We start from the raw sequence: 22091 nt of genomic DNA on the forward strand, positions 1-22091 counted from the left end.
ACGGATGACCAACAACACTTCTGAGCGGGCGGCACGGGCCGCCGCCGAGATCGTCGCCCGGTTCGGCACCGACCTCGTCTCGACCGAGGAGGAGCTGCTGCTCAAGACCTCCGCCGACTGGTCGCGCATGTCGCCGATCCTGCAGGAGAAGGTGCCTGCCGGCCGCTACCTGCCGGACGCCGTGGTGCGCCCCCGCTCCGCGGACGAGGTCGCCGAGGTCCTGCGCATCGCCTACGAGCACGACGTCCCGGTGACGCCCCGCGGGTCCGGCACCGGCAACTACGGTCAGGCGACGCCGTTCGACGGCGGGCTCGTGCTCGACCTGCGCGGCCTCGACACGATCCGGGTGAACGACTCGGGTACGGTGACCACCGGCGCGGGAGCGAAGATCACCGCGATCGACGTCGCGGCGCGGGCCGCGGGCCGGGACATCTGGATCTACCCGTCCACCAAGGGGTCCACGATCGGCGGGTTCGTCGGCGGCGGCTCGGCCGGAACGGGGACGATCGAGCACGGGTCGACGTCGGACGGCTACGTGCTCTCGCTCACCGTGGCGCCCATGGACGGCAGCGGCAGCACATTCACCGTGTCCGGTCCGGACGTCATGCCCTACGTGCACGTGTACGGGGTGACCGGCGTGATCGTGGAGCTGGAGATCGCCACCGACCCCGCGCGCGACTGGGTGGCGGTCTACGCCGCGTTCGAGGACTGGGCGTCGATGACGGGCGTGCACCGCTCGCTGCTTGACCTGCCGGCCCTGCCACGGCTCGCGTCCGCCGACCCGCCGGCGCTCGTGCCGAGCCTTCCTGCTCCCGTGTCCCTCGACCCGGCTCTGCACAGCCTGCGGATCATCGCGGAGGCGTCGACGGTGGCGGAGATCAAGGCGCGGGTGGTGGCCGCGGGTGGCGTCGTCGTCGCGAGTCTCGCCGACTACGCGGAGACGGACAAGCTGTCGTCCATGTCGTACAACCACCCGGTGTACTTCCTGCAGAAGGCGCACCCCGACCGCACCTGGTTCCACATGGAGACCGGCGGGCACGCACACTGGGACCGTCCCGACGACGTCCGGGCCGTCTACGACGGCGACGTCCACCTGCATCTCGAGCTCATGGGCAAGGCCCCGCTCGCGATGGTCGTCGCCGACTACGTCTCCGAGGAGGAGGTGCTCGCGGGGATCGAGCGCCTCGAGGCGCTCGGCCTCGGCGTGCACTCGCCGCACCAGTGGTACGTGGACCGGCACGTGGACCTCGCCCGCGAGGTGGCCCGCACCACGGACCCGAAGAGCCTGCTCAACCCGGGCAAGCTCGTGGACGCGCCGCCGGTCGACACGCGGATCAACATCGGGGTGCGCTGATGGGCGGGGACGGGGTGCCGCGGTTCGCGGACCTGACCTGGCGGGAGATCGAGGCGCTGCCTGCGGACACGGTGGCGGTCCTGCCGCTGGGTGCTATCGAGCAGCACGGCCCGCACCTGCCGGTGTCGACGGATCTGGTGACCGCCACGGAGGCGGCGGCCGCGGCGGTCGGGGCGGTGGCGGCCTCCGGCGAGGCGTCCGTCGTGCTGCTGGAGCCGCTCGCGTACACCAAGTCGGACGAGCACGCGGGGTTCCCCGGCACGATCTGGCTGTCGTGGGACACGCTCATGCGGGTCCTGGTCGACGTCGGGCGGTCGCTCGCGGCGTCGGGCATCACCCGGCTGCTGTTCGTCAACGGCCACGGCGGGAACTCGGCGCTCGGCCAGGTGGCGAACCGCGAGCTGCGTCGCCGGTTCGGGCTGCGCACGTTCTTCGCGCACGTCGCGACGCCGCGCGACCAGGGCGGCGTCCCGGCGTCCGGCGCGGAGCACGGGCTCGGCGTGCACGGCGGCCACGGGGAGACGTCGCTCATGCTGCACCTGCGCCCCGGGCTGGTCCGCATGGACAGCGCGGAGCGTCGCGTGCCCGAGGACTTGCTCGGATACGAGCACATCGGGTTCGGCCGCGCGACGTCGTTCGGCTGGCTGTCGAGCGACTTCGGCCCCGACGGACACATCGGCGACCCGACGACGGCGACCGCCGAGGCGGGCAAGGAGCTGTTCGAGCGTGCGGTCGGGCAGCTGGCGCGCACGCTCGTCGAGGCATCCCGGTTCACGACGCCGGCGGACGGCGCGGGCGCGCTCGGCGGACGGGACCGGGCATGACGCCGGCTGGTGGGGGCGGGCCCGGTGCGAGCGTCGACGGGGTCGGCGGGGCGCCGCCACGGCTCGTCGTCCGCGGGGCGCTCGCGATCCGTACGGGGCCGGGTGCGGGTTCTGAGGCGGACGACGGCGAGCCAGGTGGCGACGTCGTCGTCGGCGGCGACGGGCGGGTGGTGAGCGTCGGACCTGCCGCCCCGTCGGACGGCGGCGCCGCGGTGCCCGAGCTCGACGCGACGGGATGCGTCGTCACGCCGGGACTTGTGAACGCGCACCACCACCTGCTCCAGACCGCGTTCCGGACCTTGCCGGGCACCCGCGGCGTTTCGATGCGCGAGTGGCTCGCCCTGATGGCCGCCGCGTACCGGCGCGCCTCCGTGGACGCCGAGCTGGTGGGCGCCGCGGCGCGCGCCGGGCTGGCCGAGGCGCTGCTCAGCGGGGTTACCACCGTCGCGGACCACCACCTGACCTGGCCGGCCGCGCTCGGCCCCGCGGACACCGTGGATCTCGCCCGCGCGGCCGCCGGAGCGGCCGTTGACCTCGGGGCGCGGCTCGTCCTCGTGCGCGGTACCGCCGGGGACGATCCCGAGGCGGCGGCGCTGAGCGCCGACGCCATCGCCGTGGCGCTGGTCGGCGACGCGCCCGGCGGCGTGCGGGCCGACGGCGGGGTGCAGGTCGCCGTCGGGCCGGCGGGAGTGCACAGCGATCGCGAGGAGACCTTCCGGCTGCTGGCGGAGGTGGCGGCACGCCGCGGTCTGCGCCGCCGCACCCAGGCCAACGAGCAGGTCGACGTCGTCGCGGCGCTCGAGCGCTACGGCCGGCGTCCGCTGGACCTGCTGGACGAGTGGGGCTGGCTCGCCCCCGACGTCACGGTCGCGCACCTGTGCGACGTCACCTCCGACGAGATCAGCCGCGTGGCCGCGTCGGGGGCGCACGCGACGCACGCGCCCGGGTGCGACGTGCCGATGGGCTGGGGGATCGCGCCGGTGGCGCGGCTCCTCGCCGCGGGAGTCACGGTGGGCCTCGGCACGAGCGGCGGAGGATCGAACGACGCCGGTCACCTGCTCGCGGACGCGCGGCTGGGCATGCAGGTCTCCGCGCTCGTCGGCCGACAGCTCACCGCACGCGAGCTCCTGGACGCGGCGACCACCGGGTCGGCGGACGGGCTGGGCAGGCCGGAGCTCGGCCGGCTCCGGCCCGGTTCGGCCGCGGACCTGTGCGTCTGGGACGTCGGCGGCGTCGCCGACGCAGGGGTGGCGGACCCGGTAGCGGGCCTGCTCTGGGCCGCGCCGGGCCGGCGTCCGCGCCACGTGGTCGTCGGGGGCCGGGTCGTGGTGCGCGACGGCCGGCTGGTGACGGCGGACGAGCGGGAGGCCGCCCGCGGGCTCAGTCGTCGCCTTGCGCGAGCCGTTGCTTGACGACCAGAAGCCGGTAGGGCTCGCCGTCGGCGCTGGACCACCGGTGGTGAGTGCCGCCGCGATAGAAGACGGAGTCGCCCGGACCGATGCGCTCCAGGGCACCGTCGAGCTCGAGCAGCACGTGACCCTCCACGACGTAGACGAACTCGTCCTCGTCGTGGGCCCAGCGCGGGCCCGGCTCGCGCGACGTGCCCGTGAACTCCATCGGGTCGAACGGGCGGTCGCCGGCCGGCGCGAGCGCGCGGACCGTGCCGCCGCCCGGGGACGAGGCCGATCCCTCGTCCGTGCGGCGCACCACGGGCGTGCTGCCGGCGGGCGGCGCCGTGGCCTCGGCGAGCAGGAGCTGCTGGGTGGTGCCGAGTGTCGTCGCGACGCGGAACAGGGACGACATGCTCAGCCGGGCCCGGCCCCGCTCGACCTGGCTGAGGAACGAGTGCGAGAGCCCTGTCGCGTGGGCGAGCTGGACGAGGGTCATGCTCCGGTCGTGCCGCAGCGCGCGGATCCTCTGTCCCAGGCGAGCGACGGAGCGGCCCAGGGGGTCGGTGTCCTCGTCGATGAGCGCGTCCATGTCTCGATGCTATGGGACCGCGACGGCCGGACGGCGGCCGACGCCGGGGGATCTGGCGGCGTCCCGGCAGTCGTAACAGAACCCGCGCGCCGGGGTGATCCGGGCGAAACATCGAGCACCGAGGATGGAGGAATGTTGATGTCATCAACATCGCCTCACGAATCCGTCGCCGACGGCTTCCGGGACGCGATGGCCGGGCTGGCGAGCGGGGTGTGCGTGGTGACGACGGCGGCGGGCGGCATCCCCGCAGGGCTGACGACTACCGCGGTGATGAGCGTGAGCCTCGAGCCGCCGCTGGTCGCCGTCGGGGTGGACCGGTCCAGCCGGACGCTCGCGCCGCTGCGCGAGGCGCGACGGTTCGCCGTGCACCTGCTGCCGCACGACCGCGAGGAGGTGGCGACGGTCTTCGCCTCCAAGGCCCCGGACAAGTTCGCCGGCCGCGCGGTGCGGCCGGGCCTGGGCGGTGTTCCGGTGCTCACCGAGGACGCGCGGCACGTCCTCGAGTGCGAGACGTGGGCGGAGTTCGACGCCGGCGATCACCTGCTGCTGGTCGGGCAGGTCCTGCGGGTGCACTCCGCCGTGGCCGACCAGGGGCGTGCGCTGGTGCACTTCGACCGGGAGTTTCACCAGGTCGGCGGGGCTCGTGCGCCGTCGGGCCAGCCACCCGCCACGAACCACTCGCCCGTGACGAAGGGAACCCCGTGACCCGCTCCGCCCCGCTCGCCCTCACTGTGGTCGACGCCCTGCTCCTGCCCGGTGCGGACGCCGGGCCCGAGTGGTACTTCGGCTGGCTCCAGGTCGGCACCGACGGCCGCATCATCGGCCTGGGGCCCGGGGATCCGCCGTCCGCCACGGACGGCACGCCCGTGCTGGACGCGGGCGGCGCGATAGTGGCGCCGGGCTTCGTGTCCGCGCACTCGCACCTGTTCACGTCCGGCCTCCGCGGCATCTCCCCCGACGCGACGCTGTACCCGTGGGTGCGCTCGATGATGGAGCTGTTCCGGCACACCGACGCCGAGGACATGTACTGGGCGACGCTGCACGGATCGCTGGACTTCCTCGCCAACGGGGTGACCAGCGCGTACAACTTCATGCAGTCCGGCGTCACGTGGCTGTACGACCCGCGCACCGCGCGCAACGTGCTCGGCCGGGTGCACCCCGACGACTACACGACACGCCAGATGGACGGCACCGTCGACGCCGGCCTGCGCGCCGTGCACGCGATCCGGCTGGACGACGAGTCCGGCCCGGAGGATGAGGTCCTGGAGCGGTTCGCCCGCAAGGTGACCGCGGCGCGCGCCCCGGAGCGGAAAGGCCGCGACCAGCACCTGGGAGTGTCCGTGATGGGCGCGGTCCAGTGGGCGGCCACCTCCCGGACCGCGGAGCTCGAGGTGCACGTGATGCGCGAGCACGGCATCACCGACCAGGCGCACTTCGTCGAGACAGCCGAGGGGATCGCCGTGCAGCGGGCCAAGTTCGCCTGGTACGACGACGCCGGGGCGCTCGGCCCCGACCTGCTGCTCGGGCACTTCGTTCACCCCAGCGACGCCATGGTCGACCGCGTCGCCGCCGCCGGCAGCCCGGTGGTGTGGCAGCCGACGTCGAACGGGCGGCTCGGCTCCGGCGTCGCCGACGTCGTGCGCTACCGCTCCGCCGGCATCCCGATAGGCATCGGTCTGGACGACCAGTCATGCACCGACATCTCCGACCCCTGGTCGAACATGCGCCTCGGCCTGTACTCCCAGCGCGCGCTGCACCACGACGCCGGGGTGCTCTCCTCGGGCGACGCGCTCCGCATGCACACCCTCGGGGCGGCCGAGGTGCTCGGTATCGCCGACCGGGTGGGGAGCCTCGAGGCCGGCAAGTACGCGGACTTCGTGCTTGTCGACCACCGTTCGCCGAGCACCGGACCCGTGTGGGACGTCGTCGCGACCTACGTCCTCGCGTGCGGCCTGCGCAACCTGCGCGCGACGTACGTGGGAGGGCAGTGCGTCGCCCGCGACGGACGCGGGACGACGCCGCTCGCCGAGCAAGCCGACGCCGAGCTGGCGGAACGGATCGAACGAGCGGCGCACGCCGACGGGCGCAGGCTCGCGGTCACGGCGGAGGAGCTGGTGTCCGCGCGGGCCCGAAGCAAGCGCGACCCTGACCTGCCGAGGTAGTCACGCAGCGAACCGTCTGCTGCGTGACTACCTCGCCAACTGACTACCTCGCCAGATGACCTCGGCGAGGGGTGGGTCAGTCGTCCGAGGCGGCCGACGGGGCCGCCAGTCCGGCCGTGATCAGGTCCATCACGGAGGAGTCGGCCAGCGTCGTGGCGTCGCCCACCGCGCGGTCCTCGGCGACGTCCCGCAGCAGGCGGCGCATGATCTTGCCGGACCGGGTCTTGGGCAGCTCCGGCACCACGAGGATCTTCTTCGGCTTCGCGATCGGGCCGATCTCCTTGCCCACGTGGTCGCGCAGCTCCTTCTGCACCTCGGCGGCGCCCTCCGGCGTCGCCGCCCGGCCTGCGTGCTCGCCTCGCAGGATCACGAACGCGACCACGGCCTGGCCGGTCGTCTCGTCGTTCGCGCCGACCACGGCGGCCTCTGCCACGATCTCGTGCGACACCAGGGCGGACTCGATCTCCGTGGTGGACAGGCGGTGGCCGGACACGTTCATGACGTCGTCCACGCGGCCCAGCAGCCAGATGTCGCCGTCCTCGTCCTTCTTGGCGCCGTCACCGGCGAAGTAGAGGCCCTCGAACCGCGACCAGTACGTCTCCTTGTAGCGCTCCAGGTCGCCCCAGATGCCACGCAGCATGGACGGCCACGGCTCGGACAGCACGAGGTAACCGCCGCCGCCGTCGGGCACGGGCTTGGCCTCGTCGTCGACGACGGTCGCCGCGATGCCGGGCAGCGGCACCTGTGCGGAACCGGGCTTGGCGGCGGTGACGCCCGGCAGAGGGCTGATCATGATCGCGCCGGTCTCGGTCTGCCACCAGGTGTCGACGATCGGCGTGCGGTCGCCGCCGATGACGCGGCGGTACCACATCCACGCCTCGGGGTTGATGGGCTCGCCCACGGAGCCGAGGACGCGCAGGGAGGACAGGTCGAAGCCGCCGGGGATGTCGTCGCCCCACTTCATGCAGGTGCGGATCGCGGTCGGCGCGGTGTACAGGATCGAGACCTTGTACTTCTCGATCAGCTCCCACCAGCGGCCGCGGTGCGGGGTGTCGGGCGTGCCCTCGTACAGGACCTGCGTGGCGCCGTTCACGAGCGGCCCGTAGACCACGTAGGAGTGGCCGGTGACCCAGCCGACGTCGGCGGTGCACCAGTAGACGTCGGTCTCCGGCTTCAGGTCGAACACGTTCTTGTGGGTGTACGCGGCCTGCGTGATGTAGCCGCCGGTCGTGTGCAGGATGCCCTTCGGCTTCCCCGTCGTGCCGCTCGTGTACAGGATGAACAGCGGGTGCTCCGCCTCGACGGCCACGGGCTCGTGCTGGTCGGACGCGGCGGCCAGAGCCTCGTGCCACCACACGTCCCGGCCCTCGACCCAGTCGACGTCCTGCTCGGTGCGCCGCACCACGAGCACCTTCTGCACACTTGTCGCCGGCGCGCCCTCCTTGGGGGCGAGAGCCTCGTCGACGGCCGGCTTGAGCGCGGACGGCGCACCACGGCGGAACCCGCCGTCGGCCGTGATCACGAGCGTGGCCTCGGCGTCGGCGATCCGGCTGCGCAGGGCGTCGGCGGAGAATCCGCCGAAGACCACGGAGTGCGGTGCCCCGATGCGGGCGCAGGCCAGCATGGCGACCACGGACTCGACGAGCATCGGCAGGTAGATGACCACGCGGTCACCGGTCTTGACGCCGAGCGAGGTCAGGGCGTTCGCCGCGCGGGACACCTCCTGCTGGAGGTCGGCGTACGTGATGGTGCGGGTGTCACCCGGCTCACCCTCGAAATGGATGGCCACCCGGTCGCCGTGGCCGGCCTCGACGTGCCGGTCCACCGCGTTGTACGCAGCGTTCAGCGTGCCGTCGGCGAACCACCGCGCGACGGGGGCACCGCTCCAGTCGAGCGTCTCGGTGAACGGCGTCTTCCAGGTCACGAGCTCCCGGGCCTGCTCGGCCCAGAACTCCAGGCGGTCGGCCGACGCCTTCTCGTACAGGTCGGCCTTCGCGTTCGCCTGCGCCGCGAACTCCTCGCTCGGCGGGAAGCTCCGGGTCTCGTGCAGCAGGTTCTCGAGGCTGGGGCTGGATGCCGGGCCCGACGTCGGGTTGGTGTCTGTCACGGTGACCTCCGGTGCGCGTCTTCGCGTTCGTTTCGGGCAGGTGTTGGCGCTGCCTTGACGTTCTCTCTGGTCGGTGAGTGTAGTCCCGGACGGTGACACCCCTCACAACCCGATGTCAGTTCCTGAGACGGCGCCCGCCGCGGGGGACGAACGGCGGAATGGCCAGGCGACCGGCCACGTTGGCGCAGGCGTGAGCCTCCTCTTCCAGCCGATCACGCTCCGTGAGCTGCCCATCCCCAACCGCGTCTGGTTGTCGCCGATGTGCGAGTACTCGGCGGTCGACGGGCTCCCGAACGACTGGCACCTCGTACACCTCGGCGCCCGTGCCGTCGGCGGGTTCGGGCTGGTCATGACCGAGGCAACTGCCGTCGTGCCGGAGGGCCGCATCTCCCCGCAGGACACAGGCATCTGGAACGACGAGCAGACCGCGGCCTGGAAGCACATAGTCGACTTCGTGCATGAGCGCGGGGCGCGCATCGGCGTCCAGCTCGCCCACGCGGGGCGCAAGGCGTCGACCTTCCGCCCCTGGTCCCCGGTCACGGGCACGGTCCCCGTGGCCGACGGCGGATGGCCGACAGTCGGTCCGTCGGCCACGCCCTTCCCGGGGTACGACAGCCCCGCGGAGATGACGCCCACGCAGGTGGCGGACGTTCCCGAGCGGTTCGCGGCGGCCGCTCGCCGGGCGCTCGAGGCCGGGTTCGACACGGTCGAGGTGCACGCCGCGCACGGATACCTGCTCCACCAGTTCCTGTCGCCGCTCGCGAACACCCGCACCGACGAGTACGGCGGCTCGGCCGACAGGCGCGCGCTGCTCGTCGAGGAGACGGTGCGCGCCGTGCGGTCCGCGTGGCCGGAGGATCTGCCCGTGCTGGTCCGGTTGTCTGCCACCGACTGGCTCGAGGACGGCCTCGGCGTGGACGACGTCGCCGCGGTGGCCGACCGTCTCGGTGGCCTCGGCGCGGACCTGATCGACGTGTCGACCGGGGGTGTGGCGCCGGCGTCGATCGCCGTCGGGCCGGGCTACCAGGTGCCGCACGCGCGGCGCGTGCGTGAGGTGTCCGGGCTGCCGGTGAGCGCCGTGGGCCTGATCAGTGAGCCTGCGCAGGCCGAGCAGATTCTCGTGGAGGGTTCGGCGGACGCAGTCATGCTCGGCCGGGAGGCCCTGCGTGACCCGTACTGGCCGCTGCGCGCGGCGAACACGCTGCGCGAGAAAATCGGGACGCTTCCCGTGGATTCCGGGGTGGGAATGCAGCCGCAGTACTCACGCGCACAGTGGCGGTGACCGACGGCGAGGGGTTGGGCTGAGGACGATTCCTGAGCCTGCGGCGCCTGGTGCGCCGGGAGAATGCCGGGTGCGGTGATTCTTTTCCGGCCGACGTGCATTCCGCGAAACGATTCGCCGTGCGGCCGGGCTCCTCGCATTTCCGATCGCGATCCGGAAGTGCGAAGGCCCGGCCACTGCGGTGGCGAGATCTCGGCCCACGAGTACGGAATCCGGGAGCATCCTCAAGCCGGATACCGCTCTCACCAGCTGGCGGGGTGACCGTGCTGGGCACGGTCCCTTCCGCCCTGAATACTTGCTGTGAACACAATCACACTGCCTTGTGCTTATAAAAGCAACCTGAGCGGACTGATCTTCACAATTGCCAATTCCTGTCATGTCCCCAATTGGCTGCGAAAATCTTCAGCCTTACCTGGGCTTGACTGTTTGCGGTAGGTCGGCCGACGTTGGTCGACTGACTTTGAAGGCCGATACTCGCGTGGATATCAGCGGCGCCGGGACCGGCGTCTGGCAGCGCGCCAGACCAGCAAGGCGGTGACTCCCACGGCGACCGCACCGACCACCACGAGCAGCGGGACCGGCTCGATCCGCGGGCGCAGCGCGATCGGGCGAGTGAATGCGAGGATTCCCCAACCGGACTGCGCCGCCCGCCGCTTCAGCACGCGGTCCGGGTTGACCACGAAAGCGTGGCCGACGGCGGCCAGCATCGGCGCGTCGGTGATGGAATCGGAGTAGGCGAAGCTGCGCGCGAGGTCGTAGTCCTCGCGCGCCGCGAGACGGCGGAGGCCCACCGCCTTGTTGTCGCCGTAGTTGTAGAAGTCGATCTCACCGGTGAAACGGCCGTCCTCGACGGTCATCTGGGTGGAGAGCACATGGTCGGCGCCGAGCACGGCGGCGATGGGTTCGACCAGCACCGCGGCTGACGCCGACACCACGATGACGTCCCGGCCCGCCGCATGGTGCTCGGCGATGAGCTCGACCGCCTCCGCGTAGACGTACGGGTCGATGAGCTCGTGCACGGTCTCGGTGACGATCTGCCGGACCTTCTCGACGTCCCAGCCCGTGACGAGCGACGACAGGTGTGCGCGCATCCGCTCGGTCTGGTCGGCGTCGGCATTGCCGATCATGAAGACGAAATGGGCGTAGGCGCTACGCAGCACGTCGGCGCGCGAGAGCAGCCCGCCCGCGAGGAACGGCTTGGAGAAAGCCGCCGACGAGCTGGTGGCGATGATCGTTTTGTCGAGGTCGAAGAACGCGGCCGTGCGTGGCGCGCGCGACAACGGCCGGGGAGCGATCTGGGGAACCTGCTCGGTCACCCGCCGAGCGTAGCGGGGTGGCCCGGTCCAGGGCGGCTCTCGCGGGAGTGTTCCGCGACCCGGATGAAACTCGTCCGTTCGAGCGAACGACCCCGATCACGGCGGCGCGGGCGAGCGAGCCTGACCACAGGCGTCGTTTTCCGCTGCTCGTGCACAGTCGGCCCTCCGCACGCAGCGAGGCGTGGCCCGGAGCGTCCAGCCTCGTACCAGAGCCCGGGCTGTCCGCCCGGGACGAGGAGCCGGGCAGGGCGTCCGGCGAGGTCCGGGGGGCCGGGCGGAGGAGGCGGAGATGATCAGCACAGTGGGTGGGGTGGCTGGGCCGGGGCGCGTGATCGGCGTGGTCGGAGCGTGCGGTGGAGCGGGTGCTTCCGTAGTGGCCGCGTGCGTGGCCCATGGCCTGCGGCGGAGCGGCGAGCGCGCCACGCTCGTGGACCTGGACCCGCACGGGCCGGGCACTGACCTGCTGCTGGGGGCCGACGGCGGACGTGGCGCGCGCTGGCCAGACCTCGTCGAGGCACGCGGGGAGGTCGAGGGCGCGGGCGTGGTCGCTGCCCTGCCGCGCTGGGGCATGGTGCCGGTGCTGAGCGGGACCGCATCGGGCCCACCGCCGGACGACGACGTGGTGCTCGACGTCTGCCGCGGGCTCGTGCAGGCCGGCGAGACCCTGTTGCTCGACCTGCCTCGCCCGGGCGCCTGGGGCAGTGCGACCCGCCGGGGAGCCGGTCCTGCGGCCGAAGCGCGGGGCAGCGACGGCTTGGCCGTGCGCACACTGCTGGCGGGGTGCGAGACCGCGCTGATCGTGGTGCCCCTGACCCTGCCGGCGACCGTGGGCGCCGGCAGGGTCCGCGACGCCCTGCGGGGAGCCGGTGTGTCCGATGTGCGGGTCGTGGCGCGCGGCCCGGCGCCGGGTTCGGTCGACGAGGACGACGTCGCCGCCGCCCTGGGGCTGCCGGTCGCGGTGGCCATGGCCCGCGACGGCGGGCTGGCCCGAGCGATCGAGCGGGGCGAGGGCCCTGCGATGTCCCACCGGGCGACGCTCGGCCGGTTCGCAGCCGACGTGGCGAGTGCCCTGTGAGCGCGGCAACCACCGAGATCTCGCTGCTCGACGACGTCCGAGCGCGGCTCGTGACCGGTCGTACGGGCGCTGACACCGCCGTGCGTGACGCGGTGCGGGACTCCGGGCGAGTGCTCGGGTCCGACGCACTGCACGACCTGGAGCGTGCCGCCCGGGCCGAGCTCACCGGCGCTGGGCCGCTGCAGCCCTTGCTCGAGGCGCCCGACATCACGGATGTGCTGGTCAACGGCCCCGACGACGTGTGGGTCGACCGGGGCGCGGGGCTCGAGCGGGTCCGGATGAGCCTGGGATCCGCGACGGGCGTGCGCACGCTCGCCGTCCGGCTGGCCGCGCTGGGCGGCCAGCGCCTCGACGACGCCTGCCCCACCGTGGACGCGCGTCTGCCCGACGGCACCCGGCTGCACGCGGTCCTCGAACCGCTCGCCGAGACCGGCGCCGTGATCTCGCTGCGAGTGCTGCGGACCCGCGCGTTCACCATCGACGAGCTCGTGGCCGGCGGCGCCCTGCCCGGGCCGTGGGCCGGCCTGCTGCGGTCGCTCGTGCGGCGCAGAGCGAATGTCCTGGTCAGCGGTGGTACTGGCACCGGAAAGACGACGCTGCTCGCCGCTCTGCTCTCCCTGGTGCCCGACACCGAGCGCATGGTGACAGTCGAGGAGGCCCGCGAGCTCCGGCCCACGCATCCGCACGTGGTGCACCTCGCCGCCCGGCGCGCCAACGTGGAGGGCGCTGGCGCGGTCGACCTCGCCGACCTCGTCCGGAACGCGCTGCGCATGCGACCCGACCGGATCGTGCTCGGCGAGTGCCGTGGCGCCGAGGTGCGCGAGGTCCTCATGGCCATGAACACCGGGCACGACGGCGGCTTCGCGACCCTGCACGCCAATGCCGTGGCGGTCGTGCCGGCGCGTCTGGAGGCGCTCGCCGGCCTGGCCGGGATGACCCGGGAGGCCGTCGCGGCGCAGGCCGCGGGTGCGCTCGACGTGGTGCTGCACCTCCGGCGATCGCACGGGGCGCGGTATCTGGCAGAGATCGGGCTGGTGGGGCGGACCTCCGCCGGGGAGCTGGAGGTGCGGACGGCCGCGCGCTGGGACGGGAGCGGCAGCTACGAGATCGAACCTCGCACGTGGGACGAGCTGACGGGCCGGTACGGGCCATGGTGACGATCGCGGAGCCGCTCGGCGTCGGTCTGCTCGTCGCCGTCGGAGCCTGGCTGATGCTGGCACGTTGCGGCCGCCGGTTACGCGAGGTGCTGGCTGCGCACGGCGCGGACTTCGGTGTCGCCCCCGGTCTCCCCCGGGGCGCCGAGCCGCAGACGGACGCGACGTCAGTGCCTCGGCGGGGTCGCACACCGCGCACCGAGCATCGCCCCGGCGGTGACGTCCGGGTGGTCGTGATGCAGGTGGTCGCACTGCTCCGGGCCGGGACATCGCCCGGGCTGTCGTGGTCCCGCGCGGTCGGTGTCGGCGTCGACCTCACTGGGGTGCCCGACGTCGACGGGCTCTCCCGGCTGCTCGGTGCGCGGCACGCGGAGGCGGTGGTCGCCGCGACCCGGCTGGCCCTCGACGTCGGCGCCCCGCTCGGGCGAGTCCTGGAACAGGTAGCGGGAACGCTCGTGGTGGAGGCCGAGGCGAGAGCCGAGCGGGACGCGGCCCTCGCCGGTCCCCGGACGACGGGGCGGCTGCTCATGTGGCTGCCGATCGTCGGCGGGTTCCTCGGCTGGGCACTCGGGGCTGACCCGGTCGCCACGGCCACGGACGGCGGTATCGGCACCGTGGCCGTCAGCCTCGGGGTGGCGCTGCTCGTGGCCGGGCGCGTCTGGTCGGACCGGATGGTCGCCGCGGCGCGGGGAGTCGACCGGTCGGGTGTGGACGTCCAGGTCGTGCTGGAGCTCGTGGCCGCTGCCCTGCGGTCCGGTGCTGGTGTGCCACGCGCCCTCGAAGCGACGGGCGTGGCGGTCGGCGCCCCGGACGGCGCGGTGCTCACCCGGGCCGCCCATGCCCTCGTGCTCGGCGCCACGTGGGAGCGAGCGTGGGCCGACGCCCCGGCGGTGCTCGCTCCGATGGTCCGGGCTCTGCGCGGTGCCTGGTTGGACGGCGCCGCGCCGGGTGACGCGCTCCGGGCCGCCGGCGAGGAGGTGCGGCACGAGCGCAGATCCGGGGCGCGGACGGCGGCGGCTCGGCTCGGCGTGCGGCTCGTGCTCCCGCTGGGCGCCTGCTACCTGCCCGCGTTCGTGCTGGTGGGGCTGGTCCCGGTGCTGCTCGCGCTGGGGATCGACCTACTCACGGGCTGAGTCGCTGCCCGGTAACCGGCGTCGGGCGGGGAACGGCGGGGAACAGAACAGGCAGAGAAGAGGACTTCGGCGCGTTCGCGCGCCGGTGCTGTCCGCCGCACGGCGGACGGGGCTCGTCACGGCGAGCCGTACAGGGTGCTCGTGCGCAGGCCGGGAGGCCCGCCACGGGCGGAGAAGGAGGAGACATGACGATGACGACGGCGGTGGCCTGCCCCGAACCCGAGGACGGGCCGCAGACGGAGGCTGACGAGCGCGAGTCGGAGAGAGGGCTGGCAACGGCCGAGTACGCGATCGTGACGATCGCCGCGGCCGGATTCGCGGGCGCGCTGATGGCGATCCTCAAGGGCGGTGACGTGAAGGGGATGCTCACGTCGCTGATCCAGTCGGCGCTCTCGATCGGCTGATCCATGGCGGAGCGTGAGTCGGAACGGGGCACGGTCACGGCAGAGCTGGCCCTCGGGCTACCCGTCGTGGTGCTGGTCCTCGTCGCCGTGCTCACCCTCGCGGCCGCGTCCACGGCGCAGATGCGCGCCATGGACGCGGCCCGTGCGGGGGCGCGCGCGGTGGCGATCGGAGAGCAGGGGCCGGCGGTGAGTGCGGTCGTGGCGCGGGTCGGCGGGCCGGAGGCCGAGATGTCGCTCGCCCACGAGGGCGAGTGGGTCCGGGTGACCGTCACGCGTCCGGTGGCGGGTAGCTGGCTGTCCGGGCCGCTGCGGGCCACGGGTACCGCGGCGGCCTGGGTGGAGCCGTGACCCCCGCGGTGCGTGACCCCCGGTCGCGAGACGTGGTGCGCTGCAGTTCCGGGCGGCGGGATCCTGAGCGAGGTGCGGGCACGGTCCTGATCCTCGGCGTGGTCGGTGTGGTCCTGCTGCTCGCGGGCGGGATCGCGGCGCTCGGCGCGGCCCAGAACGCCCGCGGAGCGGCACAGGCGGCGGCGGACCTCGGCGCGCTCGCCGGTGCCACCGCCCTGCGCGACGGGTTCGATCCGTGCGGGACGGCGGCCGCGACCGTCGTGCGTAACGGCGCTGAGCCGGCGTCGTGCGAAGTGCACGGGGGAAGTGTGGTGCGGGTGGTGGCGACACGGGCCGTGGCCGGGCCGGCCGGAGAGCTCGGCGGCGCGCTGGGCCCGGCACGGGCGTCCGCGCGGGCCGGGCCGCGGGTGGACACGAGCGGGTGAGAAGGGAACCGGGACGAGAAATGGAGTGACAGGCTCGGGCGCGACTCGTAGCATCCCTGCTATGAATAGTACGGAGGATGCGACAAGGCTGGAGAGTGCGCCTCCGCCGTCGGGCGATGTGGCGCTCGACGTGCGTGACCTACGGATGCGGTACGGGACGAAGGACGTGCTCACGGGGGTGTCGTTCACGGCGCACCGGGGCGAGGTCCTCGCCCTGCTCGGGCCCAACGGCGCAGGCAAGACGACCACTATCGAGATCCTCGAGGGCTTCCGCATGCGGTCGGCCGGCGAGGTCTCGGTGCTCGGCGAGGACCCGGCACACGGGAACGAGGCATGGCGGGCACGGCTCGGCGTGGTGCTGCAGTCGTGGCGCGACCACGGCCGCTGGCGCGTACGGGAGCTGTTGGGATACCTCGCCCGGTTCTATGTCCCGTTCGCGACCGCGGACGTCTCGCGGCCGTGGGACGTGGACGAGCTGATCAAGGTGGTGGGCCTGACGGAGCAGGCGAACTCCAAGGTCCAGACATTGTCGGGCGGCCAGCGGCGGCGCCTGGACGTGGCGATCGGGATCGTCGGGCGGCCGGAGCTCGTGTTTCTCGACGAGCCGACTGCGGGCTTCGACCCGCACGCTCGGCGGGAGTTCCACGACCTGGTGCACCGCCTGGCTGACTTCGAGAACACGACGGTCCTGCTCACCACGCACGACCTCGACGAGGCCGAGAAGCTGGCCGACCGGATCCTCGTGCTCGACGAGGGCACGATCGTCGCCAACGGCTCCGCGGAACAGCTGGCTCGCGAACTGACGACCCAGGCGGAGGTGCGCTGGACGTCGGACGGACGCCGGCACGTCCACGCCGTGGTGGAGCAGGACCCCACCAGCTTCGTCCGCGAGCTTCTGGAGGGCGACCCGGGCGCCACCGAGCTGGAGGTCAAGCGAGCCAGCCTGGAGGACACCTACATGACGCTCGTCCACCGGGCCGAGACAGACCAGACCACGACCGACCGGGCCGAGCGGCTGGACCGGACCGGGCAGACCGAGGAGGTGCAGTCATGACCACGACCACGACCACGCGGTCCGACGCACGATGGGTGGCCGTGCGCGCCGGACTTTCCCGGGGCTGGCTCGAGACGAAGTACTCGATCCAGGAGCCCGCCGACCTCATCTGGACCCTGGCATTCCCGGTCATCTACCTGGTGGTCCTGCTCTTCATGCAGGGCAGTACCGTGCCGGGCACGGACTTCGCGCTGGGGGCCAGCGTGTTGCCGGGCCTGGTCGGCATGTCGATCGGGTTCGGTGGGCTGACGGGGCCGGCCAGCACGATCGCCGTCGACCGGGAGGACGGCACGCTCCTGCGGGCGAAGGCGACGCCCAACGGGATGATCGGCTATCTCGTCGGCAAGATCCTGATGTTCGCCCTGACCACGCTGGTCAGCCTGGTCGCACTCATCATCCCCGCGTTCAGCGTCGCGGGGGACCTACGGCTGGATGCCCGCACCTGGGTGCTCCTGATCCTGGTCTTCCTCGTCGGGATGGTCGCCACCGTTCCGATCAGCGTCGCGCTCGGCTCTCTGATCAAGAGAGCGTCGCAGACCGGACTGCTGTTCCTTGGCTCGATGCTCCTCATCGTCCCGTCCGGGATCTTCTATCCGATCACTGCGCTGCCCGAGTGGTTGCAGTGGGTGGGCCAGGCGTTCCCGTACTACTGGCTCGGGCTGGGCGCGCGGTCGGCGATGCTCCCGGAGTCCATGGCGACGGCGGAGATCGGCGAGTCGTGGCGCACGCTCGAGATGTTCGCGGTGCTCGGCGTCTGGGCGGTCGTGGGTATGGTGCTCGCGCCGATCGTGCTTCGCAGGATGGCCCGCCGGGAGTCGGGTTCCACAGTGGCGGCGGCGCGGGAGCGTTATATGACCCAGGGGTACTGAGTTGGTGGCAGAGCAGGCTGACGTCGTTCACAACCGCATAGCGATGCTGCGCGCCGAACGTGGCATCTCGCGGCGTGAGCTGGCGGAGGCGCTCGGGGTGCACTACCAGACCGTCGGGTACCTCGAACGTGGCGAGTACAGCCCGTCGCTGCATCTCGCACTGCGCATCGCCGAGTACTTCGACGTCGCCGTCGAGGTCGTCTTCTCGACTACCCCGTTCAAGCGCCTGGGCGAATGACCCCCTGGTTGTGGGCGGGACCGTTGCGACGATGCGTCCGTTTCAGGCGCAACGATCGCGCCCACAACCAAGGACGTCAGGGGATGTCGGTGGGGGCGGTCCCGGGGGTGTGGGACAGCACCGCGTCGAGCAGCCGCACGGCCGCCGCCTTGTCGAGCGGCGCGTTGTACGAGCCGCACTTCGGTGACTGCACGCATGCCGGGCACCCGTCGGCGCAGGGGCAGGCGGCAATCGCGTCGCGGGTGGCCCGCAGCCACGTGGCGCCCAGGTCGTAGGCCCGTTCGGCGAAGCCGGCGCCACCCGGGTAGGCGTCGTAGACGAACACGGTGGCCTCGCCGGTGTCCGGGTGCAGCTCGGTCGACACTCCGCCGAGGTCCCAGCGGTCGCACGTCGCCAGCAGCGGCAGCAGCCCGATCGACGCGTGCTCGGCGGCGTGCAGCGCCCCCGGCGTCTGCTCGGGGGTGATGTCGGCGGCGCGCAGCACGAACTCGGGCACCGACCACCACACGGCCACCGTGCCGAGGGTGTGCTCGGGCAGCTCGAGCTGCTCCGTCCCGAGCACCTGCATGTCCGGGATGCGGCGGCGCTGGAAGCTCACCACCTGCGACGTCACCTCGACCGGGCCGAGACCCCAGGTGATCGGTCCCCATTCGCGGGTGACCAGGTCGTGCCCGGGACGGTCCTCGCCGTCGACAGCGGCGTGCGGGTCCTCGGCGTCCTCGCCCCAGCCCTCGATGGCCACCGACATGACCGAGCGGGACCAGGTGCCGTAGTCGAGCTTGCGCCGCTGCACGACGGCGGTGTGGTCGGCCAGGTCGAGGTGCGCCACCACGTAGGTGGTGCCCTGGTGCACGTAGACGGCGCCGTCGTGCACCTGGCCGTCCGCGGAAGCCGCGTCGACCGTGCCGAGCATGCGCCCCGTGCCCTGCTCCACCACGCGCACGGGTGAGCCGCCCGCGCCGCGCAGGTCGGTGAGGCCCGCGGCGCCCTGGTGATGGGTCCAGTACCACCCGGATGCCCGACGCCGGAGCGCTCCCCGGGCGACCAGCACCTCCAGGATCCCGCGCACGTGGGCGGGATCGCCGAACGCCGCGAGGTCCTCCGAGCGCAGCGGCGACTCCTGCGCCGCCGCACACAGGTGCGGCGCGAGCACGTGCGGGTTCGCCGGGTCGAACACGGTGGCTTCGAGCGGGGCGTCGAACACCGCCTCGGGGTGGGTAACGAGGTAGGTGTCGAGCGGATCCTCGCGGGCGACGAACGCGACCAGGCCGTCGGCGCCCGCCCGCCCCGCGCGGCCTGCCTGCTGCCACAACGACATGCGAGTGCCCGGCCACCCGGCGATGAGCACCGCGTCCAGGCCGGAGATATCCACACCCAGCTCCAGCGCATTGGTGGTCGCGAGGCCGAGCAGCTCCCCGGTGCGGAGCGCCTGCTCGAGCTCGCGGCGCTCCTCCGGCAGATAGCCGCCGCGGTACGCCGCGATCCGGCGGGCGGCGTCGGGGTCGGCGTGGCGTAGGTGGTCGCGGGCCTGCTGGGCCACCGACTCCGCACCGCGCCGGGACCGGGTGAACGCAAGGCTGCGGGCGCCGGCCGAGGCGAGGTCGGCGAGCAGGTCGGCGACCTCGGCGGTGGCGGACCGCCGGGGGTGTTCCGGCGGGGTCTCGGCGGCGACGGCTTCTGCTTCCGGGTCCACCTCGGGCTCCGGGTCGGGCGCCGGCTCATCGGCGGGCAGCGCCCAGGGGTCCGGTTCGCCGTCGCTGGGCGGCCGCCAGCTGACGATCTCGGGCGGCTGCCACAGCACGACGGTGCTGCGTCCGGCGGGTGACGCGTCCGCGGTGACGGCGGCGACGTCGTCGGGTGCGACGCCGATCAGACGGGCCGCGCTGACGGCGGGCTCCGCGGTCGTCGCGGAGGCGACGACGAACGTGGGCGAGCCGTCGCCGTACCGCGCCGCGAGGCGCGCGAGCCGGCGGAGCACCAGCGAGACGTGCGCGCCGAAGACCCCGCGGTAGGCGTGACCCTCGTCGACGACGACGTACCGCAGACCCTTCAGCAGCCGCGCCCAGCGGCGATGGTTGGGCAGCAGGGCGTAGTGCAGGAAGTCCGGGTTGGTCAGGACGACGTCGGCGTGGTCCTGCACCCAGGAGCGTTCCTCGCGCGAGGTGTCGCCGTCGCAGGTCGCGACCCGTACGTCCCGCGTGCCCGCCGCGTCGAGGACCCGCTCGAGCGCGCTGAGCTGGTCGGCGGCCAGCGCCTTGGTGGGGCTGAGGTAGATGGTCGTCGGGCGGACGTGCGCCGACTCGATGTTCCCAGGGTCGAGCGTGGCCGCCGCCGCCGCGGTCCGGACCGCGGAAAGGGCGGGCAGCCAGAACGCCAGCGACTTGCCCGATCCGGTCGACGTCGCCAGCGCGGTGTGCCGGCCCTGGTGGACGAGATCGGCGGCCACGGCCTGATGCGTCCACGGCTGGTCGACGCCGAGCCGCCGGTACCCCTGCACCACCGTCGCGTCCGCCCAGCGGGGCCAGTCGGCGTGCTCCGCCGCCCGCTCCGGAAGGACGCGCGACGCCGTCAGCCGCTCGGCGCGCGCGCCACCGGCGAGGAGCACGTCGAGGAGGGGGTGAGTGGAGACGTCGGGCACGCTGGACAGTCTCCCACTCGGACGGACACTCTCCCGGAAAGACCTACTCAGCCAAGGGGGTAACACTGGGGGAGCAGTGCTACCCCTGCGTTACCCCCTCGCCCGGGTAACGTTTCCGTGCCCTCTCGGCAGCCGGTCAGCGGGCAGCCGATCAGCAGCCGGCGGACCAGCTCAGTCGCGGAACGTCTCGATCCGCGCGCCGAGCTCGATGAGTCGCTCGGCGAGCTGCTCGTAGCCGCGGGCGATGATGTCGACGTCGCGCAGCACCGACGTCCCCGTGGACGCGAGCATCCCGAGGAGGATGACCACGGCCGGGCGCAGCGCCGGCGGGCAGCTCACCTCGGCGCCACGCCAGCGCGTCGGGCCGGTGATCTGCAGGCGGTGGGGGTCCATGAGCCGCACGTCCGCGCCGAGCCGGGTCAGGTCCGTGAGGTGGATGGCCCGGTTCTCGTAGACCCAGTCGTGCAGGAGCGTGGTGCCGGTGGCGCGCGCTGCGATGACGGCGAAGAACGGCAGGTTGTCGATGTTGAGGCCGGGGAACGGCATCGCGTGGATCTTGTCGATCGGGGCGCGCAGCGCGCTCGGGTGGACCGTGACGTCGACCAACCGGGTGCGGCCGTTGCGCGCCAGGTACTCCGGGCTGAGCGTGTACCGCTGGCCCATCTCGGCGAGGGTGGCGAGCTCGATCTCCATGAACTCGATCGGCACGCGCGAGACCGTGATCTCGGACTCCGTCACGATGCCGGCGGTCAGCAGGCTCATCGCCTCGACCGGGTCCTCGGAGACGGTGTACTCGACGTCCGTCTCGAACCGGGAACGCCCGTGCACCCGCAGCGTGGTGGTGCCGATGCCCTCGATCCGCACGCCCAGCAGCTCCAGGTAGAAGCACAGGTCCTGGACCATGTAGTTCGGGCTGGCGTTGCGGATGGTGGTCACGGCGTCACGGCCGGCCGCCGCCATCAGGGCGTTCTCGGTGACGGTGTCGCCGCGCTCCGTGAGGACGATGGACAGGTCGCCGGTGCCGGGCGTGACCGTGGCCTGGTAGTGGCCGGCGGTCGCGACGACGTCGAGGCCGAACGGGCGCAGCGCGATCATGTGCGGCTCGACGGTGCGTGTGCCGAGGTCGCACCCGCCCGCGTACGGGAGCTCGAAGTTCGGCTCGCGCCCGAGCAGCGGGCCGAAGAACATGATGATCGACCGGGTGCGCACCGCGGCGTCGACGTCGATGGCTGCCAGGTCGAGCGTCTCGGGGCGGACGATCTCGAGGTCGCGCCCGTTCGGCGCCCACGTGGCGCTCACACCGATGGAGCGCAGCACGTCGAGGATGCGGTCGACCTCGACGATCCGGGCGACGTTGCGGAGCACTGTCCGACCGTGGTTGAGCAGCGAAGCGCACAGCAGCGCAACGGCTCCGTTCTTGGACGAGTTCACCTCGATCGTGCCCGAGAGCTGGTGCCCGCCCTCGATGTGCAGGTGGGTGCGCCGGGACGCGCCGACGGTGATGAGCTCGGAGTCGAGGGCGGCGCTGATCCGGCCGATCATCTCAAGGCTGAGATTCTGTGCCCCCTGCTCGATGCGGTGCACTGCGCTCTGGCTCGTGCTCAGGCGGTCGGCGAGCTGGGTCTGGGTGAGGCCGCGGTGTTGACGCGCGCTGCGGACCAGTGCTCCTACCTGAGCGGCATCTACCGCGGGGATCGATCCGGTCAGCGGTCGTTCGGTGTTAACGAT

20 protein-coding genes are annotated in these 22091 nt (G+C 72.8%); 15 read left to right on the forward strand and 5 right to left on the reverse strand.

Going from position 1 to position 22091, the window contains the following annotated elements; translation table 11 throughout:
• The first annotated feature begins 4 nt into the window (after positions 1-4).
• The 3 genes from EW117_RS01490 to EW117_RS01500 are packed head-to-tail and all read left to right on the forward strand — an operon-like array spanning position 5 to position 3590.
• The gene (locus tag EW117_RS01490; protein WP_129782928.1) at positions 5-1354 is read left to right on the forward strand and encodes an FAD-binding oxidoreductase; all 1350 of its coding nucleotides are present in this window, start codon (positions 5-7) and stop codon (positions 1352-1354) included.
• Positions 1354-2178 carry a creatininase family protein gene (locus EW117_RS01495; RefSeq protein WP_129782929.1) on the forward strand — a complete coding sequence of 275 codons (825 nt, stop codon included), beginning with the start codon at positions 1354-1356 and terminating at the stop codon, positions 2176-2178. The genes EW117_RS01490 and EW117_RS01495 overlap by 1 nt, the downstream gene beginning before the upstream one ends.
• Positions 2175-3590 carry an amidohydrolase family protein gene (locus EW117_RS01500; RefSeq protein WP_129782930.1) on the forward strand — a complete coding sequence of 472 codons (1416 nt, stop codon included), beginning with the start codon at positions 2175-2177 and terminating at the stop codon, positions 3588-3590. Before EW117_RS01495 ends, EW117_RS01500 begins: the two co-directional genes overlap by 4 nt.
• Here EW117_RS01500 and EW117_RS01505 read toward each other — a convergent pair.
• Positions 3559-4158 carry a helix-turn-helix domain-containing protein gene (locus EW117_RS01505; RefSeq protein ID WP_129782931.1) on the reverse strand — a complete coding sequence of 200 codons (600 nt, stop codon included), beginning with the start codon at positions 4156-4158 and terminating at the stop codon, positions 3559-3561. The two genes, EW117_RS01500 and EW117_RS01505, sit on opposite strands and share 32 nt — an antisense overlap.
• 138 nt (positions 4159-4296) lie before the next feature.
• Between EW117_RS01505 and EW117_RS01510 the strand changes: the two genes are divergently transcribed.
• Together EW117_RS01510 and EW117_RS01515 are read left to right on the forward strand one after the other, a co-directional pair.
• Complete coding sequence (locus EW117_RS01510) at positions 4297-4863, forward strand: flavin reductase family protein (RefSeq protein ID WP_207211709.1); 567 nt, start codon at positions 4297-4299, stop codon at positions 4861-4863.
• A complete protein-coding gene (locus tag EW117_RS01515; protein ID WP_129782933.1) occupies positions 4860-6320 on the forward strand; it encodes an amidohydrolase family protein in 1461 nt (486 codons plus the stop codon). Before EW117_RS01510 ends, EW117_RS01515 begins: the two co-directional genes overlap by 4 nt.
• Positions 6321-6396: 76 nt before the next feature.
• Here the strand turns inward: EW117_RS01515 and acs are convergent, their stop codons facing one another.
• The gene (gene acs, locus EW117_RS01520) at positions 6397-8427 is read right to left on the reverse strand and encodes an acetate--CoA ligase (protein WP_129782934.1); all 2031 of its coding nucleotides are present in this window, start codon (positions 8425-8427) and stop codon (positions 6397-6399) included.
• Positions 8428-8617: 190 nt separating this feature from the next.
• On the opposite strand from acs, the gene EW117_RS01525 reads away from it, so the two are divergent.
• Positions 8618-9709, forward strand: a complete 1092-nt coding sequence (locus EW117_RS01525) for an NADH:flavin oxidoreductase/NADH oxidase (RefSeq protein WP_207211710.1) — start codon at positions 8618-8620, stop codon at positions 9707-9709.
• Positions 9710-10194: 485 nt separating this feature from the next.
• Here the strand turns inward: EW117_RS01525 and EW117_RS01530 are convergent, their stop codons facing one another.
• On the reverse strand, positions 10195-11025 hold the full coding sequence (locus tag EW117_RS01530; protein WP_129782936.1) for an HAD family hydrolase: 831 nt from the start codon (positions 11023-11025) through the stop codon (positions 10195-10197).
• A 289-nt stretch (positions 11026-11314) separates the two neighbouring features.
• Here EW117_RS01530 and EW117_RS01535 point away from each other — a divergent pair, with 289 nt between their 5' ends.
• The 9 genes from EW117_RS01535 to EW117_RS01575 all read left to right on the forward strand — a co-directional run bounded on the left by EW117_RS01535 (position 11315) and on the right by EW117_RS01575 (position 17725).
• A complete protein-coding gene (locus EW117_RS01535) occupies positions 11315-12100 on the forward strand; it encodes a CpaE-like family protein (protein ID WP_129782937.1) in 786 nt (261 codons plus the stop codon).
• Positions 12097-13257 (forward strand): TadA family conjugal transfer-associated ATPase, encoded by a 1161-nt coding sequence (locus tag EW117_RS01540; RefSeq protein ID WP_129782938.1) that lies wholly within the window; start codon positions 12097-12099, stop codon positions 13255-13257. Before EW117_RS01535 ends, EW117_RS01540 begins: the two co-directional genes overlap by 4 nt.
• Positions 13221-14387, forward strand: coding sequence for a type II secretion system F family protein (locus tag EW117_RS29945; protein WP_242504007.1), 1167 nt, complete (start codon positions 13221-13223; stop codon positions 14385-14387). The genes EW117_RS01540 and EW117_RS29945 overlap by 37 nt, the downstream gene beginning before the upstream one ends.
• A 185-nt stretch (positions 14388-14572) precedes the next feature.
• Positions 14573-14791, forward strand: coding sequence for a DUF4244 domain-containing protein (locus EW117_RS01550; RefSeq protein ID WP_129782939.1), 219 nt, complete (start codon positions 14573-14575; stop codon positions 14789-14791).
• A gap of 3 nt (positions 14792-14794) precedes the next feature.
• Positions 14795-15139: a TadE family type IV pilus minor pilin gene (locus EW117_RS01555; RefSeq protein ID WP_129782941.1), complete on the forward strand. Its 345-nt coding sequence runs from the start codon at positions 14795-14797 to the stop codon at positions 15137-15139.
• A complete protein-coding gene (locus EW117_RS01560) occupies positions 15136-15564 on the forward strand; it encodes an Rv3654c family TadE-like protein (RefSeq protein ID WP_242504008.1) in 429 nt (142 codons plus the stop codon). The genes EW117_RS01555 and EW117_RS01560 overlap by 4 nt, the downstream gene beginning before the upstream one ends.
• 61 nt (positions 15565-15625) lie before the next feature.
• Positions 15626-16618, forward strand: a complete 993-nt coding sequence (locus EW117_RS01565; protein WP_207211711.1) for an ABC transporter ATP-binding protein — start codon at positions 15626-15628, stop codon at positions 16616-16618.
• Positions 16615-17487 carry an ABC transporter permease gene (locus EW117_RS01570; RefSeq protein WP_129782943.1) on the forward strand — a complete coding sequence of 291 codons (873 nt, stop codon included), beginning with the start codon at positions 16615-16617 and terminating at the stop codon, positions 17485-17487. Before EW117_RS01565 ends, EW117_RS01570 begins: the two co-directional genes overlap by 4 nt.
• 4 nt (positions 17488-17491) lie before the next feature.
• Positions 17492-17725 (forward strand): helix-turn-helix transcriptional regulator, encoded by a 234-nt coding sequence (locus EW117_RS01575; protein ID WP_242504009.1) that lies wholly within the window; start codon positions 17492-17494, stop codon positions 17723-17725.
• A 76-nt stretch (positions 17726-17801) separates the two neighbouring features.
• Here the strand turns inward: EW117_RS01575 and EW117_RS01580 are convergent, their stop codons facing one another.
• Positions 17802-20363 (reverse strand): DEAD/DEAH box helicase, encoded by a 2562-nt coding sequence (locus tag EW117_RS01580; RefSeq protein WP_242504010.1) that lies wholly within the window; start codon positions 20361-20363, stop codon positions 17802-17804.
• A gap of 171 nt (positions 20364-20534) precedes the next feature.
• A complete protein-coding gene (locus EW117_RS01585) occupies positions 20535-22091 on the reverse strand; it encodes a helix-turn-helix domain-containing protein (protein WP_422890018.1) in 1557 nt (518 codons plus the stop codon).

Source organism: Promicromonospora panici, assembly GCF_900608595.1.
Classification (GTDB): Bacteria; Actinomycetota; Actinomycetes; order Actinomycetales; family Cellulomonadaceae; genus Promicromonospora; species Promicromonospora panici.